Source organism: Brachybacterium sp. sponge (genome assembly GCF_001613775.1).
GTDB classification, from domain to species: domain Bacteria; phylum Actinomycetota; class Actinomycetes; order Actinomycetales; family Dermabacteraceae; genus Brachybacterium; species Brachybacterium conglomeratum.
On sequence record NZ_LRMP01000002.1, the window covers coordinates 210665 to 226845 of the forward strand.

Here is a 16181-nt window from a genome sequence, read left to right on the forward strand (position 1 = left end):
ATGAGCACCCCCGACGCCCCGGACTGGGGGCGGTGGTCCCGCGACCCCGCGCCTCCGGGGGAGGAGGCCGCCGCCCGGCCACTCACCCCGCGCGGCGTGCTCCGGGCCGCGCGGGAGTCGGGCGGGCTCGCGTTCTCCCTCCCGCCGGTGATGTTCGTGCTGGTCCCGATCGTGTTCGGCTGGATCCAGGCGCCCGGGCCGACGATGGTGCTCGCCACCGCGCTGCTGCTCCTGTACGGGGCGATGTTCGCCGCCACCACCGGGATCGCGCTGTACCCGCGGCGGGTGCGCCTGATCTGGTTCGCGCTGTGCACCGGGATCCTGCTCGTGCTGATCCCGGTGATCGGCCTGAACGTGCTCTACATGGTGATGTTCCAGGCCATGACGCATGTGCTGCTGCTGCCCTGGCGGTGGGCGGTGCCCTCGATGCTGCTGATGAGCCTCGCCGTCATGGCGATCGCGCTCGTGGCCGGTCAGCCGATCGCGGCGGGCTTCGCCGTGATGGGCACGATCATGTCCTGGGGCATCGGGCACGGCATCCGCCAGCAGGTGCTGCAGGAGCAGCTCGAGGCCGCCCACCGTCGCAACGCCGTGCTCGCCGTCGCCGCGGAGCGGGAGCGGATCGGGCGGGACCTCCACGATCTCGTCGGCCACTCCCTGACCTCGCTGACGATCTCCGCCCAGCTCGCCCGGCGCCTGCTGGAGAGCGACCCCGAGGCCGCCCGCGCCCAGCTCGAGCACATCGAGACCACGACGAGGCAGGCGCTCGCCGACGTGCGCGCCACCGCCTCCGGCATGCAGACCGTGCGCGCCGCGACCGAGATCGCCTCCGCCCGCACCGTGCTCGGCACCGTCGGGATCCAGGCCGAGGTCCCCACGGCCCTGCCGCCGCTGCACGAGGACCTCGCCGAGCTGTTCGGCTACGTGATCCGCGAAGGAGTCACCAACATCGTGCGCCACTCCCGCGCTACGCGCGCCCGGATCACCGTCGAGGAGGACGCGGTGACCGTCGCCGACGACGGCATCGGCATCCCCCACGGCGCCTCCCGCAGCGGTCTGCAGGGCCTCGAGGCCCGCGTCGCGCTCGCCGGGGGACGGCTCCGGGTCCAGACCTCCGAGACCGGCACCACTCTCACCGCGACGATGGACCGGGCGGCATGATCCGCGTCGCCGTCGCCGACGACCAGGCCATCCTCCGCGGCGGCCTCGCCGCCCTGCTGCGCCTGGAGCCCGACCTCGAGGTGGTGGGGGAGGCCGCGACCTGCGCCGGGACCCTCGAGCTGGTCCGGCAGGCACAGCCCGACGTGCTGCTGCTGGACGTGCAGATGCCCGCCGGGGCCGACGGCGCACCGGCCGACGGGATCGGCGTGGCCGAGCAGCTGCAGGGCACCGACGGCGCCCCGCGGATCATCGTGCTGACCACCTTCGGTCGGGCCGGCTACCTGCGCCGCACGATGGAGGCCGGGGCCAGCGGGTTCATGGTCAAGGACACCCCCGTCGAGCGCCTCGTCGACGCGATCCGCCGCGTCCACCAGGGGCTGCGGGTGGTGGACCCCGAGCTCGCCGCGCAGTCCCTCGCCGTCGGCCCGAGCCCCCTGACCGCGAAGGAGACCGAGGTGCTGCAGGCCGCGGCCGTCGGCGGCACCACCGCCGCGATCGCCGGGCGGCTGTTCCTCTCCGAGGGGACCGTGCGCAACCACGTCTCCGCCGCGATCGGGAAGCTGGGGGTCGCGAACCGGGCCGAGGCCGTGAGGACCGCCTCCGACAACGGCTGGATCTGAGCCCCTGCCTCCGGTGACGCGTAGTCTGCCGGGGTGGATGCGATCGAGGCCCTGCTCGGCGCGCTGATCGACATCAGCGTGCCCGCCTTCGCGATCGCCTCCATGCTCTCGATGGGGCTGCGCACCCCGCTGCGCGCCTTCCGCGACCAGCTGCGGGACCGCCGCACCGTCCTCGCCGTGCTCGGCGCTAACTTCGTCGTCGTCCCGGCCGTCGGCACCCTGCTCATCTGGCTGCTCGCCGGGCTGCTGCCCCACCACACGGGGGAGGGGTTCGTCATCGCGCTGTGCGCGGCCGGCGCCCCGTTCGTGCTGCAGCTCGGGGCGATGGCCCGCATCCCCTACGGCGAGACCGCGGGGCCGATGGCGGTGCTGCTGCTGGGCTCGATCGCGTTCATGCCGCTGGTGGTCCCCTTCCTGCTGCGGGACGTCGAGGTGCACGGCTGGTCCGTCGCCCAGCTGCTGCTGGGCACGATGCTCTCCCCGATGATCGCCGGCATCGTCATCGCCGCGGTCTGGCCGGGCCGCGCCGATCTCTTCGCCCGGATCGCGGGCGGCGTCGCCGCGGTCTCGGCGGTGCTGATGTTCCTCTCCGGCTTCGGCGCGAACTCCGGCCTCGTGCTGGACCTGCTGCTCTCCCCGGTGCTCCTCGTCGCCGCGGGGCTCGTCGCGCTCGCCTTCGTGGCGGGCCGCTTCGCCGGCGACCTCGCCGGGGACACCCTCACCGTCCCGGACGGACCCGCGATCCTCACCAGCCAGCGCAACATCGCCGCCGCGCTCCTGGTCGCCCGCACCGGGGCCGAGGGCAGCGCGCAGACCGGCTCGATCGTCGTCGCGATCCTGCTGCTGAGCGCCGTCGGCTTCGTGATGCTCGTGCCCTATGCGCTCGCCACCGGCTTCGTCCGTCGACGCCGGGCGGGGGAGCGGGCCACCCTCGGGGTGCTGCTGGGGATCGTCGGACCGAAGGACGACTGAGCAGGGACGGGGGAGCAGGCCGGTTCGCTCAGGGCGTCGCGCCCGGGTGAGGCGGCTCATGGACCGCGCCGCGCCGCCTCCGTAAGGTGGTGGGACGTGGCATCCCTCCTGCGCATCGTGCGCTTCACCCGTGCTCTCGCCCCGCTGTACACCGCGGTCATCCTCTGCTCGGTGCTCACCGCGGCGGCGGCGCTCGCCGTCCCCTTCCTGATCGGCCATGCGACCGACACGGTCGCCGGGGCCGTCGGCGGGCAGACCCCCACCTCCGCCGCCGTCCGCGCCGTGGTGCTGATCGCGGCCGCGGTGCTGGTCGCGGAGCTGTTCAACACGGTCGTGTCGAACATCGGCGGCTGGTTCGGCGACGTGATGAGCAACCGGATGCGCACGATCCTCTCGGTGCGCTACTACGACAAGCTCCTCCACCTGCCCCAGCGCTGGTTCGACGGGGAGATCACCGGCACGATCGTGGCGCGGCTGAACCGCTCGATCACCGAGATCACGAACTTCGCGAAGATGATGTCGAACTCCTTCGCGTCGATGCTGATCACCACGGTCGCGGTGCTCGCGATCAGCGCCTGGTACGCCTGGCCGCTGACGGTGCTGCTGCTGATCGTGTTCCCGCTGTACGTGTGGCTGACCTCCCTCACCTCCGTGAAGTGGCAGCGGCTCGAGGGCGAGAAGAACGAGCAGGTCGACATCGCCTCCGGCCGCTTCGCCGAGGTCGTCGGCCAGATCCGGGTCGTGAAGTCCTTCGTGCGGGAGCGCTCGGAGCTCGAGGACTTCCGTCGGCGCTTCTGGTCCACCGACGCCACCACCCGCGCCCAGTCCACGCACTGGCACCGCATGGACGTGATCCGCCGCGCGGTGCTGAACCTGGTGTTCTTCGGCATCTACGTGATCATCTTCGTGCGCACCGTGCAGGGCGCCTTCACGCTCGGCGAGATGGTGCTGCTGGTGCAGCTGATGAGCATGGCCAAGGCGCCGGTGGAGTCGATGAGCTGGGTGATCGACTCCTCCCAGCGCGCCATCGCCGGGTCGAAGGACTACTTCCGCGTGATGGGGACCGAGGTCGACCCGCGCACCGCCGCGATGCTCGCCCGCGCGGAGGAGGACGTGCCGCCGCCGGCGATCGAGCCGGTGCCCGGCGCCCCGGTGGTCCGCTTCCGGGACGTGTCCTTCGCCTACGAGGACGACGAGGACGTGCTGCACGGGATCGACTTCGCCGTCGCCCGCGGGGAGAAGATCGCGCTGGTCGGCGAGTCCGGCGGCGGGAAGTCCACGATCGTGAACCTGCTGCTGGGCCTGTACGAGCCGCGGGTCGGCGAGGTCGAGGTGGTGGGACGCACCAGCACCGAGCTGCCGTTGGACGAGCTGCGCTCCCGCATCGGCGTCGTCTTCCAGGACGCCTCCCTGTTCTCCGGCACCCTGCGGGAGAACATCGCCTACGGCCGGCCCGGCGCGAGCGACGAGGAGGTGGCCGACGCGGCCCGCCGCGCGAACGCCGACGGCTTCGTGCGCCGCTTCCCCGGCGGCTACGAGCAGGTGATCGGCGAGCGGGGGCTGAAGCTCTCCGGCGGGCAGCGCCAGCGCATCGCGGTGGCGCGCGCAATCCTCAAGGACGCGCCGGTGCTCGTGCTCGACGAGGCGACCTCGGCCCTGGACACGAAGGCGGAGCGGCAGGTGCAGAAGGGCCTGGACGAGCTGATGGAGGGCCGCACCTCCCTGATCATCGCCCACCGCCTCTCGACCATCGCGGCCGTGGACCGGATCATCACCCTCGAGGACGGGCGGATCGACGAGATCGGCACCCCCGCCGAGCTCGCCGCCTCCGGTGGGATCTACGCCCAGCTGCTGGACCTGCAGAACAGCGGCGACCGCAAGCGCCTGGCACGGTTCGACATCACCGGCTGATCAGCCGCGGCAGCACCCGCACCAGCACCACCATCCCGATCAGCTCGACGAGGGTCTGGGCGACCACGACCGCGGGGGCGAGCGGGGTCGGCATCGCGAGCGCCAGCGGCAGCACCACGAGCGAGTTGCGGGTCGCGCCGGAGAAGGTCACGGCGGTGGCGGTGGGGGCGTCCAGGCGCAGCAGGCGCGCGATCAGCAGGCCTGCTCCCGTGGCGAGCACGAGGAAGGCCGCGTAGACGGGCACGAGGGCGAGCAGCGCGCCGCCCGCGCCGAGCACCCGCGGGGTCTGCGAGGCGGTGACGGCGAGCAGCACCAGGATCATCAGCGGCACCATCGCCGGGGCGACGTCGAGGCGGGGGACGAGGCGCTGCAGCAGCGCGGCGGCCAGCAGCGGCAGGAGCACCAGCAGAACGAGCGCCCGGAGGAACGGGGCGGGGTCGATCGCGGCGGTCGCCGCGCCGCCGCCGAGCAGCGGGAGCAGCACCGGCAGCGCCAGGATCTGCCCCAGCATCAGCAGGGGAGTCGCGGCCAGGAGCTTCTCGTGCGCCCCGCGGGCGAGCGCCGTGAACACCACGACGTAGTCGATGCACGGGGCGAGCAGCACCAGCAGCGCGCCGAGGAGCAGATCGGGCGAGCCGGCGAGCGGGCGGGTCAGGGCCCACACGATCAGCGGCACCGCGAGCAGGTTCAGCGCCAGCAGCGCGAGCAGGAAGCGGGGGCCTGCGAGGGCGGCGCCCAGGCGGGTGAGGGGGATGCCGTGGAAGGTCACCAGCAGCAGCGCGGCGATCGCGGGTTCGACGGCGAGCTCGAGGGTCGGGGCGGTGCCCGGGGCCGCGACACCGAGCAGGACCCCAGCCGCGATCGCTGCGAGATAGAGGGGGACCTGTCGGCGCTCGAGCAGCGGCAGCAGGTCCATGGGGGAACTGTAGCCGGGCGCCCAGCGGGCGTCCGGGGACGGGCGGTAGCATGGCCGCGATCACAACGTCGGGGGCGACGAAGGAGCTCACATGGGATTCATCCAGGCATTCAAGGGCGCGGTCGGCGGCATGCTCGCCGATCAGTGGAAGGACTTCCTCACCGTCCCGAACGGGCTGCCGCAGACGGCGGCGCTGTTCCCGGCGGTCCCGCAGGGCACCAACGCCGGCCGCGGCTCGAACACCCGCGGCTCCGAGAACGTCATCACCAACGGCTCGAAGATCCTCGTGCCCCAGGGCTACGGCCTGATCACCGTGGTCGACGGCCGCGCGACGGGCCTGATCACCGAGGCCGGCGGCTACGAGTTCAACGACTCCTCCCCGGACGCCCGCTCCGTCTTCGCGGGCGACGACCTGCTCGCCTCGACCGTGGGCACCTCCTGGGAGCGCTTCAAGTACGGCGGCCGCCCCTCCTCGCAGCAGCTCGCCTTCTACGTGAGCCTCAAGGAGATCCCCGACAACCGCTTCGGCACCCAGTCGGAGATCTACTGGGACGACGCGTATCTGAACGCGCAGGTCGGCGCGGTCACGCGCGGCTCCTACACGATGCGGATCATCGACCCGCTGCTGTTCGTGCACAACTTCGTGCCCGCCTCGTTCATCTCCGCGAACGCGCCCGTGTTCGACTTCTCCGATCCCGACAACGCGGCCGGCAACCAGATGTTCCAGGAGGTCGTCGGCTCCCTCGCCCAGGCGTTCTCCCGCTACACGAACGACCCCGACAAGGGCAACCGCATCTCCCGCATCCAGGGCGACTCGGTCGGCTTCGCCCAGTCGCTCTCGGCCGCCGTCGAGGAGGGGTACCGCTGGTCCAGCGACCGCGGCCTCGCGATCGTGAAGACCGCGATCGTCTCGATCGAGTACGACCAGCGCACCCGCGAGCTGCTGGCCGACGTGCAGAAGGCCGACGCGCTCTCCGGCGCCCGCTCGCAGTCCTTCATGAACCAGGCCGCGGCGCGCGGCGTGCAGGCCGCGGGCGAGAACGGCGGCGGCGCGGGACTGGCGATGTTCGGGGCGGGCATGGGCGCCGCGGGCGGCATGGTCAACCCCGTCCAGCCGTGGGCCCCGCCCGGCCAGCAGGGCGCCCCGCAGCAGCAGGCCCCCGCCGAGGGGCAGCAGGCCCCGCAGCAGCAGCCCGCCCCCGCGCAGGAGGACCCCGTCGCGAAGCTCGCCCAGTACAAGCAGATGCTGGAGCAGGGGCTGATCAGCGAGGAGGACTACGAGGCGGCGAAGAAGGCCGCGCTCGGCCTCTGAGCCGCGCCCGCACGCCTGGAGCACCCTCTCGATGACCTCACCTCCTCCGCAGGATCCGCAGGGCCCGCCGTGGGCGCGCCCGCCGCAGCCGCCCCGGGCCCCGCAGCCCGGAGGCGCGGCGTCGTCGAGCACCGACGCCCCCATGCTCGGGGACGAGGCCGTCGCGCGCGCCGCCGAGGCCGCCGCCGGCCACAGCTCCGAGCGGATCATCGACACGAGCTCCGGACGTGAGGACGGACTGAACAAGTGCCCGCGCTGCGGCAGCACCGAGATCCAGTACTCGCTGACCGCGAAGGCGCTGGTGTGCTCGTACTGCCGCCACAGCTGGAACGAGGACGTCGCCGAGCAGCGCTTCGGCCTGGACTCCTCGATCGCGGAGCTGCGCGGCCACACCATGGCCTCCGGCACCGCGGACGTGCGCGAGGACCTCACCACCGTGACCCTGAAGTGCCAGGGCTGCGGCGCGGAGATCGTCCTCAACGTCGACCAGCAGATGCAGGCCCGCTGCCACTGGTGCCGCCAGACCCTCTCGATCAACTCGCAGATCCCCAACGGCGCGGTGCCGGACGCGGTGCTGCCCTTCCTGCTCACCCGCGAGGAGGCGGTCGAGCGGATCGACGCCTTCGCCGGGAAGCGCAAGACCTTCGCGCTGGGCCGCTTCACGCAGGAGTTCGTGCCCGAGAACGTGATGGGCGTGTACATCCCGTATCTCGTGGTCGACGGGAACATGCACGCCGTGCTGCGAGGCACCGGCGAGGTCACCACCCGCGAGTACACGGTGCGACGCCGCGTGGGCAAGGACAACTACGTCACCGAGACCTACTACGACGCGGACGTCTACGCCGTCCAGCGCGCCTTCGATCTGCTGGTCGACGACCTCACCGTCGAGTCCGCGAGCCGCTTCGACGCGGACGAGAACGAGCAGGCGACCAACAACATCCTCAACGCCGTCCAGCCTTACGACACCGAGAACGCGGTCACCTACAACTCGAACTACCTCAAGGGCTTCACCTCCGAGCGGCGCGACCTGAACGTCCGGGACGTCGACGCCGAGGTGGAGGACAAGTTCCTCGCGATCGCCCGGGCGAAGGCCACCCCCACCATCTCCCGCTACGACCGCGGGGTGCGCTGGAAGGAGGAGGGCGTGGCCGTGCACGGCACCCGCTGGGTGTCGATCTACGTTCCGGTGTGGCTGTACAGCTACGCCGACTCCGCCAAGGGCGAGGGCGCGCTCACCCACTACATCGCCGTCAACGGCCGCACCGGCACCACGATGGGCTCCGTGCCCGTCTCCCATCCGAAGATCTTCGCCGCCTCCTGCGCCGCGGGCACCGTCGCCGCCGTAGTCGGCGCGCTCGCCGGTCTCGCCTACATGTTCTTCTGATGAGCACGCCGACCACGACCTACCGCCCCCGAGGAGGCCCGCATGCACCCGCTGCTCGCTGAGTTCGCCGCGGACCCGACCGCCGCGATGCTGCTGGCCGACTCCGGGGACGGCGCCGCCGGGATCGCCTTCCCCTTCCTGCTGGGGCCGGCCGTGTTCCTGGGGACCTACATCGGCATCTACCGCTATTACCGCAACCGGGACAAGCGGCACGAGTTCGAGAAGAAGACCGACGTCGCCGTCGGCAACCTTCGCACCGACGACCGCCGCGTCGGCAGCAACAACCGCCAGAAGAGCCGCACCATGTCCGGCGTCAACAGCCGCGACCATCTCGAGCGGGTCCGACGGATCAGGGTGGAGTGACCATGGAGGCCGAGGTGATCGTCGTCGGCGCCGGGCTGTCGGGCCTGGTCGCCGCGACCGAGATCGCCGACGGCGGACGGCGCGTGCTGCTGCTGGAGCGCGAGGGGGAGCAGGACCTCGGCGCGCAGGCGTGGTGGAGCTTCGGAGGGCTGTTCCTCGTGGACAGCCCCGAGCAGCGCCGCCTCGGGATCCGTGACTCCCTCGAGCTCGCCCGTCAGGACTGGCTGGGCTCCGCCGCGTTCGAGGACGGCGCCGACGAGACCTGGCCGCGCCGCTGGGCGGAGGCCTACCTGCAGTTCGCGGCGGGGGAGAAGCGCGACTGGCTGCGGTCGATGGGGCACCGGGTCTTCCCCGTCGTCGGCTGGGCCGAGCGGGGCGACGGCCGCGCCGAGGGGCACGGCAACTCCGTGCCCCGCTTCCACCTCACCTGGGGGACGGGGCCGGGCCTCGTCGAGCCCTTCGCCCGACGTCTCGCCGCGCACCGCGAGGCGGGGCGGATCGCGCTGCGCACCCGGCACGCGGTGGAGGAGATGCTGGTGGAGGAGGGGCGCGTGGTCGGGGTGCGCGGCAGCGTGCTCGCGGCCGACGGCTCCCCGCGCGGTGCCGGCTCGACCCGCGAGGTCGTCGGCGACTTCGAGGAGCGCGCCGCGGCGGTGCTCCTCGCGACCGGCGGGATCGGCGGGAACGAGGAGCTGGTGCGCTCGCTGTGGCCCGAGGAGCTCGGCACCATGCCGGAGGACGTCGTGCACGGGGTGCCGGCGAGCGTGGACGGCTCCGGGATGCTCGCCGCCGAGCGGGCCGGAGCGCGCTGGATCCACAAGAGCCGCATGTGGCACTACACCGAGGGGATCCGCAACTGGGACCCCGTCTGGCGCGGCCACGGGATCCGGATCCTGCCCGGACCGTCCTCGCTGTGGATCGACGCGCGCGGCCACCGCCTGCCTGCCCCCGCCTATCCCGGCTTCGACACCACGGGCACCCTGCGCCATCTGCGCACCACCGGCCACGACCACTCCTGGTTCGTGCTCACCCGGAAGATCATCGAGAAGGAGTTCGCGCTCTCCGGCAGCGAGCAGAACCCGGACCTCACCGGCAAGGACTGGAAGCAGGTGCTTGCACGGGTGCGCCCCGGCGCGCCCGGCCCGGTGCAGGCCTTCCTCGACCGCGGCGAGGACTTCCTCCAGGCCCGCGACGTGGAGGGGCTCGTCGACCAGATGAACGCGCTGGTGGGGGAGGACCTGATCGACGCCCGCGCGCTCGAGCGCACGATCCGGGCGCGGGACGCCGAGGTGGGCAACCGCTTCTCGAAGGACGCCCAGATCACCGCTCTGCGCGGCGCGCGCGGCTATCTCGGCGACCGCCTGATCCGCACCGCCTCCCCGCACCGGCTGCTCGACCCCTCGGCGGGTCCGCTCATCGCGGTGCGCCTGCACGTGCTGCTGCGCAAGACCCTCGGCGGTCTCGAGACCGACCTCGGCGGCCGCGTGCAGCGCGAGGGCGTCCCCGGCGGCGGGTCGCTGCCCGGCCTCTACGCGGCCGGCGAGGCGAGCGGCTTCGGGGGCGGCGGCGTGCACGGCCACAACGCGCTCGAGGGCACCTTCCTCGGCGGCTGCCTGTTCTCCGGTCGCCAGGCCGGGCAGGGGATCCTGGCCGACCTGCGCTGAGGCCTCACTCGCCGGTGCGCTCGGCCTCCGAGAGCAGGATCGTCGAGAAGTCGTCCTCGCCGTGGCCGGCGGCGATCTCCGCGTCGAGCGAGGCCAGGGCGCCGCGCAGCGCGGGCAGGTCGCTGCCGGGGCGAGACGAGCCGTCGGACGCAGCGCCGTCGACGGTGTCGATCATCAGCCGGGCGTCCTTCGCGATGGCGTCCGCGGTGAAGTCCCCTCCCTCGGTGCTGCGCTCTCCGCGCACGAACGGGCCCTTCATCCCCGCGATGAACGCGAGCCCCGTGGAGCCGAGCATGTCGAGGGTCGCCTCCGCGGAGGTGCCCGTCGCCTCGCCGAGGGCGAGCGCCTCCCGCAGGCCCTGCGCGGAGACGGCGAGCGCCAGGTTCGCCAGCAGCTTCCCGACGGCGGCCTCGCGGCCGGAGCCGACGCCGCGCAGGCGCTCCGGATCGGCCCAGGGGGCGACGAGGTCGAGCACCTGCTCACGCCGTGCGTCGTCGGGGGTGCCGACGTAGACGCCGAGGCTGCCGCTGCGCGCCGGGCCCAGGGTGCCCACCACGGGCGCGCCCACGTAGGTGGGGACGGCGTCGGCGAACTCCTCGGCGTCGGCGGGGGAGACGGTGGTGGTGTCCACCCAGGTCACGCCGGCCGGGATCAGGGACGGGGCGATCACGGTCTCCCGCACCGCATCGGGGCCGAACAGCGAGGTGACGACCAGCTCGGCGTCCGCGACGGCCTCGGCGGCGGTGGAGGCGACGGCGGCGCCCGCCTCGGCGAGGCGCTGCGTGCGGGAGGCGGTGCGGTTCCAGACGGTGAGCTCGTGGTCGGGGAGCAGATGGAGGGCCAGCTCGGTGCCCATGCGGCCGGTGCCCAGGAACGCGATTCTCATGCCGCCAGTGTGCCACCGGGCCGTCCACAGCGGCCTGTCGTCCGGTCCGGGGAACGTGCACAATGGAGATCATGACTCCTCGCCTCTCCCGTCGCCGGGCGCTCGTCGCCGCCGCTGCTGCCGGGCTCGGACTGCCCGCCGCCGCCACCGCCGCCGCGGCGGAGCCCTCGCGTCGGGGCGGTCCGTTCCAGTCGCTGCGCGCCGCGACCTACAACGCCTCCCTGAACCGGGGCCGTGAGGGGCAGCTGCTCGAGGACCTCGCCACCGGGGAGGACGCCCAGATCCGGGCGGTCGCCGAGGTCATCCAGATCAACAGCCCCGACATCCTGCTGCTCAACGAGTTCGACCACGACGACGAGGGTCGCGGCGTGGACCTCTTCCGCGAGAAGTACCTCGAGGTGCCGCAGAACGGGCAGAGCCCCGCCTTCTACCCCTACGCCTTCACCGCCCCCGTGAACACGGGCGTGCCCTCCGGCCTGGACCTGAACCGCGACGGCACCGTCGGCGGCCCGGACGACGCCTGGGGGTTCGGCCAGTTCCCCGGCCAGTACGGGATGGTGGTCCTCTCCCGCTACCCGATCCTCACCGATCAGGTGCGCACCTTCCAGAACCTGCGCTGGGCGGACATGCCGCACAACCTGCTGCCCACCGAGTTCTACGGGCCGGAGATCTCCCCGCAGCTGCGGCTGAGCTCGAAGTCGCACTGGGACGTGCCGGTGCAGATCGGCACGGACGTCCTCCACGTCCTCGTCGCCCACCCCACCCCGCCGAGCTTCGACGGACCCGAGAAGCGCAACCAGCGCCGCAACCACGACGAGATCCGGCTGTGGGTGGACTACCTCCAGCCCGGCCGTCGCTCGCAGTGGATCGTCGACGACGCCGGGACGCGCGGCGGCCTGGAGCCCAGCGCCCCCTTCGTGATCCTCGGCGACTACAACTCCGATCCGGCCGACGGAGATTCCTGGCCCGGCGCGATCGAGCAGCTCCTGCGCCATCCCCGCGTCCAGGACCCGAAGCCCAGCAGCGACGGCGCCGTGGAGGCGGCCGAGCTGCAGGTCGGCGCGAACGCCGAGCACGGAGGCGAGGCGCGGTACGACACCGCCGACTTCGCCGAGCCCGCCCCGGGGAACCTCCGCGTCGACTACGTGCTGCCCGCCCGCGGGCTGCAGATCGCCTCCTCGGCCGTGTACTGGCCGCGCCGGGGCGAGCCGGGCAGCGAGCTGACCGGCAGTCACCCCTTCCCCACCTCCGACCACCGCCTGGTGCGGGTGGACCTGCAGGTGAAGGCGTGAGCCCGACCTCCGCCCCGCTCCTCGACGTCGCCGCGCTCCACGCGCTGATCGACGAGATCGGGCAGGAGGACCGTCCCCTGGTCCTGCTCGACGTGCGCTGGGCGCTCGACGGCAGCAAGGGCGAGCACGACCACCTCGCCGGGCACCTGCCCGGCGCGGTCTACGTCGATCTCGGCACCGAGCTCGCGGCCCCGGCGCGCCCCGAGGCGGGCCGTCACCCGCTGCCCGATCCCGCGGACTTCGCCGCGACCCTGCGCCGTCTCGGCGTCACCGGGGACTCCCGCATCGTCGCCTACGACGACACCGACGGCGGCCCCTCCGCCCGCCTGGTGTGGATGCTGCGCGCCCTCGGCCACGAGGCCTCCGTGCTCAGCGGCGGCCTGCACGCCTGGAACGGACCGCTCGAGAGCGGGCCCGTCACCCCGGAGCCCGGGGACGTGCCGGTGCGGGACTGGCCCGCGGACCGGATCGCGAGCGCCGACGAGGTCGCGCAGCTCGCCGCCTCTGACGAGGCCGTCGTGATCGACGCCCGCGCCCCCGAGCGCTATCGCGGCGAGGTCGAGCCGATCGACCCGCGTGCCGGCCACGTGCCCGGCGCCGTGAACCTGCCCTATGCCGGCAACCTCGATGCGGAGCGGCGCTTCCTGCCCCCCGAGGAGCTGCGGGAGCGCTTCGCGGCCGCCGGCGTCACCGCGGACGGCGAGACCGTCGTGTACTGCGGCTCCGGCGTCACCGCCACCCACGACCTGCTCGCGCTCGAGGCCGCGGGCTTCGGGCGGGTGCGGCTCTTCCCCGGCTCCTGGTCGCAGTGGAGCACGGACCCCGGACGGCCCGTCGCCGTCGGTCCGAACCCCTGAGCTCCCTCCCGCTCACGCTCCCGGGTGGATCTCCCGGATCGCCGCGATGATCTCGCGGTGCCGGCGTCGCTGCGCGGGGCGTTGCTCCTCGGGCACGTCCTGGCCCAGCACCGCCGCCCAGATCGGGACCATCTCCTCGTGGTACGAGTGCCCGTGCCCGCCGGGCGCCGCGATCGACAGCGGCATGTCCGAGGCGATCTGCCAGAAGGTGATCCACGGGAACCAGCGCATCGCCGGGGTGACGTCGTGCCCCACCCGCTCCTGCAGCCAGGCCGGCTCCCGCCACAGCAGCGAGGGGTCGAACCACACCACCGGGTCCGAGGGGTGCTGGGCGAAGACCACGCGCGGGCTCTCCCACGTCACGTACAGCCCGCCCCAGTAGTTGCGGTCCAGGTCCCGGGGGCGGGTGACCACGCGGACGTGCCGGCCGTCGTCGATGATCGGCGCGACCGCGGGGGAGCCGGGCCGGGCACGGGATGTCAGCTGCTCCCACAGCGGCGTGAAGCTCGGGGTGCCCGTCCACACCGCTCCGTCGACCGTGCGCAGCAGCTCGGGAAGGTCGCGGAACGCGGCGGTGCCGCCGAAGGCGCCCAGCGACTCGCCGGCCACGTACAGGCGCGGACGCCGCTCGGGCGGGAGCTGCGCCATCCGGCGCCGCACGCCCTGGACCAGCAGTGCGCCGGCGCGCTGCGGGGAGCGGCGGTCGGCGAGATAGGTGAGGGGGCTCGGGAAGTACGAGTACTGGAGGGAGGCGGTCGCGCAGTTCCCCGCGGTGAGGAACTCGATCGCGGACAGCGACCACTCCTGCAGCCAGCCGGTGCCGGTCCCGGTGAACAGCACCAGCACCTCCCGGTCCCAGGCGCCGGTGCGGTCCAGCTCCGCGATGACCGCGTCGACGGTGTCCTCGAGGGTGCGGGAGCCGGACTTCGCGGCGTACACGCGGATCGGCTCGGCCGCCTGCCGGCCCACGGTGCGGGAGATCGTGGCCGCCTCCGCGCCGGCGGAGACGATCTTGCGGCCCGGCGCGCCGAGGGACTGCCAGGTCTCCAGCGATCCCGGCCCGCCCGAGCGCAGCGCGGAGGTGGGGCGGGGCACGTCGGGGGAGATCAGCCGGTTCGCGGCGTCGGCTCGCTCGATCATGCCCTCGAGCACACGCCCGCGGATCAGCCGGTCCACCACCACCGCGACCGTCGCGGCGGTCAGCAGCAGCGAGGCGACGCCGACCACCCGCGCCGGCAGGTAGGGACGCAGCAGGGAGCGGTAGAAGTGCGCGGTCGCGACGGTGGACCGGGCGGCGACGAGCGCGGCGAGGGAGAACCCGGCCCCGGCCGCGGTGCCGACCAGGTGCGTGGCGAGATTCTTGGGCTCCTGGTGGACCAGATGGCTGATCTCCCGCTGCCGCATCACCCCGCGCACCCACGAGTAGGCGGTGATGCCGATGAGGGCGCACGCCCCCGCCCAGCGGGCGCGGCGGCGGTGGTCCGGGGCGATGTCCACCTCGAGGCCGATCGCGGCGCCGGCGCGGCGCACGGCACGGCCCGCGAGGGTGCCGGCGGCATAGCCGTAGACCTCCGACAGCCCGATGTTCACCGCCCACATCCACCAGGTGCGGGGCAGCAGGCTCGGGGAGGTCGAGATCCATGCGGTCAGCGAGGCGCCGAGGAAGCCGCCGGTGTCCAGCGGGGCGGTGATCGCCGAGCGGCGCGCCCCGCGACGCGCGCGGCGGGTGGTGCGGCGCAGCGCTCGCGCGGCGCCGCCGGTGAGGCCGGTCAGGGAGGACAGTGCGGAGGCGGGGCCGAAGCGCATGGGGGGAAGGCTATCGGAGGACGTCGAACCGGCGCGATGCGCTTCCTCCGTACCCTGGGGGCATGAAGATCCTGCTTCCCGACACCATGCCCCTGGACCCGACGCTGCCGGAGGGCTGGGAGGCGGTCGTGGTCGACGCCCGCGCCGAGATCCCCGCCGCCCATCACGACGCCGCCGCCCTCGTGGTCTGGGGCTCCTCCCGCCGCCACCTCGCCTCCGCCGCCGCGGACCTGCCGCAGCTGCGGCTGGTCCAGTCCCTCGCCGCCGGGGTGGAGGGGATCCTCGCCGCCGGCTTCCCGGACGACGTCGTCGTCGCCACCGGCGCGGGCCTGCACTCGAGGACCGTCAGCGAGCACGCGCTCGCCCTGCTGCTCGCCCTCGTGCGGCGCCTGCCCGAGGCCCGTGAGGCGCAGGAGCGCCACGAGTGGAGCGGAGAGCTCGGCGGTCTGCAGCCCCTGCACCCCGAGGGACGCCTCACCACGCTGCTCGGCGCACGCGTGCTGATCTGGGGCTTCGGCAGCATCGGGCAGACCCTCGCCCCGATGCTGCAGGGCCTCGGTGCCGAGGTGCGCGGCGCCGCCCGCAGCGCCGGCACCCGCGCCGGCGTCGAGGTGATCGCCGAGGCCGACGTGCCCGCCGCCCTGCCGGGCACCGACGTGCTGGTGAACATCCTGCCCGCCACCGAGCAGACCGCCGGGATCGTGGGTCGCGAGGTGCTCGCCGCGCTGCCCGACCACGCGCTCCTCGTCAACGTCGGCCGCGGCGCGACCGTCGACCAGGTCGCGCTGCGCGAGGCACTCGAGGCGGGGACCCTCGGCGGGGCCGGCCTCGACGTCACCGAGCCCGAGCCGCTGCCGGAGGGCGACCCGCTGTGGGGCGCGCCGCGCCTGCTGATCACCCCGCACGGCGCGGGCGGCCGGCCCGTCGGCGCCGACGAGCGGATCGCGACGAGCCTCCGCGCCCTCGTGGACGGCACGGAGATGCAGCACGCGGCGGCGCGCTGAGCTGCGCGCCGCCGCGCCCGACGGTGGGGGAGG

General features: G+C 73.6%; 14 protein-coding genes. 11 read left to right on the top strand and 3 right to left on the bottom strand.

Features of this window, described 5'->3' with window-relative positions:
- From A4A78_RS09010 to A4A78_RS09025, 4 genes are all read left to right on the top strand, one after another.
- Positions 1-1161 carry a sensor histidine kinase gene (locus A4A78_RS09010; RefSeq protein WP_231881005.1) on the top strand — a complete coding sequence of 387 codons (1161 nt, stop codon included), beginning with the start codon at positions 1-3 and terminating at the stop codon, positions 1159-1161.
- Positions 1158-1781 (top strand): response regulator transcription factor, encoded by a 624-nt coding sequence (locus A4A78_RS09015; RefSeq protein ID WP_062948489.1) that lies wholly within the window; start codon positions 1158-1160, stop codon positions 1779-1781. Before A4A78_RS09010 ends, A4A78_RS09015 begins: the two co-directional genes overlap by 4 nt.
- Before the next feature lie 33 nt (positions 1782-1814).
- Complete coding sequence (locus A4A78_RS09020) at positions 1815-2753, top strand: Na+-dependent transporter (protein ID WP_062948491.1); 939 nt, start codon at positions 1815-1817, stop codon at positions 2751-2753.
- Positions 2754-2849: 96 nt separating this feature from the next.
- The gene (locus A4A78_RS09025) at positions 2850-4664 is read left to right on the top strand and encodes an ABC transporter ATP-binding protein (RefSeq protein ID WP_062948493.1); all 1815 of its coding nucleotides are present in this window, start codon (positions 2850-2852) and stop codon (positions 4662-4664) included.
- Here A4A78_RS09025 and A4A78_RS09030 read toward each other — a convergent pair.
- Positions 4654-5580: an arsenic resistance protein gene (locus A4A78_RS09030; RefSeq protein ID WP_062948495.1), complete on the bottom strand. Its 927-nt coding sequence runs from the start codon at positions 5578-5580 to the stop codon at positions 4654-4656. The genes A4A78_RS09025 and A4A78_RS09030 overlap by 11 nt on opposite strands.
- A 91-nt stretch (positions 5581-5671) precedes the next feature.
- Between A4A78_RS09030 and A4A78_RS09035 the strand changes: the two genes are divergently transcribed.
- The 4 genes from A4A78_RS09035 to A4A78_RS09050 all read left to right on the top strand — a co-directional run bounded on the left by A4A78_RS09035 (position 5672) and on the right by A4A78_RS09050 (position 10303).
- A complete protein-coding gene (locus A4A78_RS09035) occupies positions 5672-6892 on the top strand; it encodes an SPFH domain-containing protein (RefSeq protein ID WP_062948497.1) in 1221 nt (406 codons plus the stop codon).
- Positions 6893-7034: 142 nt separating this feature from the next.
- Positions 7035-8276 carry a hypothetical protein gene (locus A4A78_RS09040; protein WP_082835274.1) on the top strand — a complete coding sequence of 414 codons (1242 nt, stop codon included), beginning with the start codon at positions 7035-7037 and terminating at the stop codon, positions 8274-8276.
- A gap of 42 nt (positions 8277-8318) precedes the next feature.
- The gene (locus A4A78_RS09045) at positions 8319-8639 is read left to right on the top strand and encodes a hypothetical protein (RefSeq protein ID WP_062948499.1); all 321 of its coding nucleotides are present in this window, start codon (positions 8319-8321) and stop codon (positions 8637-8639) included.
- A gap of 2 nt (positions 8640-8641) precedes the next feature.
- Entirely contained in the window at positions 8642-10303 is a 1662-nt protein-coding gene (locus A4A78_RS09050) for an FAD-binding dehydrogenase (RefSeq protein ID WP_062948501.1), read from the top strand.
- A 4-nt stretch (positions 10304-10307) separates the two neighbouring features.
- Here A4A78_RS09050 and A4A78_RS09055 read toward each other — a convergent pair whose 3' ends face one another.
- Entirely contained in the window at positions 10308-11189 is an 882-nt protein-coding gene (locus A4A78_RS09055) for an NAD(P)-dependent oxidoreductase (protein ID WP_062948503.1), read from the bottom strand.
- Positions 11190-11260: 71 nt separating this feature from the next.
- Between A4A78_RS09055 and A4A78_RS09060 the strand changes: the two genes are divergently transcribed.
- Positions 11261-12481 carry an endonuclease/exonuclease/phosphatase family protein gene (locus tag A4A78_RS09060; protein WP_062949788.1) on the top strand — a complete coding sequence of 407 codons (1221 nt, stop codon included), beginning with the start codon at positions 11261-11263 and terminating at the stop codon, positions 12479-12481.
- Positions 12478-13338 carry a sulfurtransferase gene (locus A4A78_RS09065; protein ID WP_062948507.1) on the top strand — a complete coding sequence of 287 codons (861 nt, stop codon included), beginning with the start codon at positions 12478-12480 and terminating at the stop codon, positions 13336-13338. Before A4A78_RS09060 ends, A4A78_RS09065 begins: the two co-directional genes overlap by 4 nt.
- A 12-nt stretch (positions 13339-13350) precedes the next feature.
- Here A4A78_RS09065 and A4A78_RS09070 read toward each other — a convergent pair whose 3' ends face one another.
- Complete coding sequence (locus tag A4A78_RS09070; protein WP_062948509.1) at positions 13351-15144, bottom strand: alpha/beta-hydrolase family protein; 1794 nt, start codon at positions 15142-15144, stop codon at positions 13351-13353.
- Between the two features lie 62 nt (positions 15145-15206).
- Here A4A78_RS09070 and A4A78_RS09075 point away from each other — a divergent pair, with 62 nt between their 5' ends.
- Positions 15207-16148: a phosphoglycerate dehydrogenase gene (locus A4A78_RS09075; protein WP_062948511.1), complete on the top strand. Its 942-nt coding sequence runs from the start codon at positions 15207-15209 to the stop codon at positions 16146-16148.
- Positions 16149-16181 lie beyond the last annotated feature (33 nt).

What these genes read in the sequence shown, in the direction of transcription:
- A4A78_RS09010 (WP_231881005.1), top strand. Translation starts at nt 1, where the DNA reads ATGAGCACCCCCGACGCCCCGGACTGGGGGCGGTGGTCCCGCGACCCC.
- A4A78_RS09015 (WP_062948489.1), top strand. Translation starts at nt 1,158, where the DNA reads ATGATCCGCGTCGCCGTCGCCGACGACCAGGCCATCCTCCGCGGCGGC.
- A4A78_RS09030 (WP_062948495.1), bottom strand. Translation starts at nt 5,580, where the DNA reads ATGGACCTGCTGCCGCTGCTCGAGCGCCGACAGGTCCCCCTCTATCTC.
- A4A78_RS09035 (WP_062948497.1), top strand. Translation starts at nt 5,672, where the DNA reads ATGGGATTCATCCAGGCATTCAAGGGCGCGGTCGGCGGCATGCTCGCC.
- A4A78_RS09040 (WP_082835274.1), top strand. Translation starts at nt 7,035, where the DNA reads ATGCTCGGGGACGAGGCCGTCGCGCGCGCCGCCGAGGCCGCCGCCGGC.
- A4A78_RS09045 (WP_062948499.1), top strand. Translation starts at nt 8,319, where the DNA reads ATGCACCCGCTGCTCGCTGAGTTCGCCGCGGACCCGACCGCCGCGATG.
- A4A78_RS09050 (WP_062948501.1), top strand. Translation starts at nt 8,642, where the DNA reads ATGGAGGCCGAGGTGATCGTCGTCGGCGCCGGGCTGTCGGGCCTGGTC.
- A4A78_RS09055 (WP_062948503.1), bottom strand. Translation starts at nt 11,189, where the DNA reads ATGAGAATCGCGTTCCTGGGCACCGGCCGCATGGGCACCGAGCTGGCC.
- A4A78_RS09060 (WP_062949788.1), top strand. Translation starts at nt 11,261, where the DNA reads ATGACTCCTCGCCTCTCCCGTCGCCGGGCGCTCGTCGCCGCCGCTGCT.
- A4A78_RS09070 (WP_062948509.1), bottom strand. Translation starts at nt 15,144, where the DNA reads ATGCGCTTCGGCCCCGCCTCCGCACTGTCCTCCCTGACCGGCCTCACC.
- A4A78_RS09075 (WP_062948511.1), top strand. Translation starts at nt 15,207, where the DNA reads ATGAAGATCCTGCTTCCCGACACCATGCCCCTGGACCCGACGCTGCCG.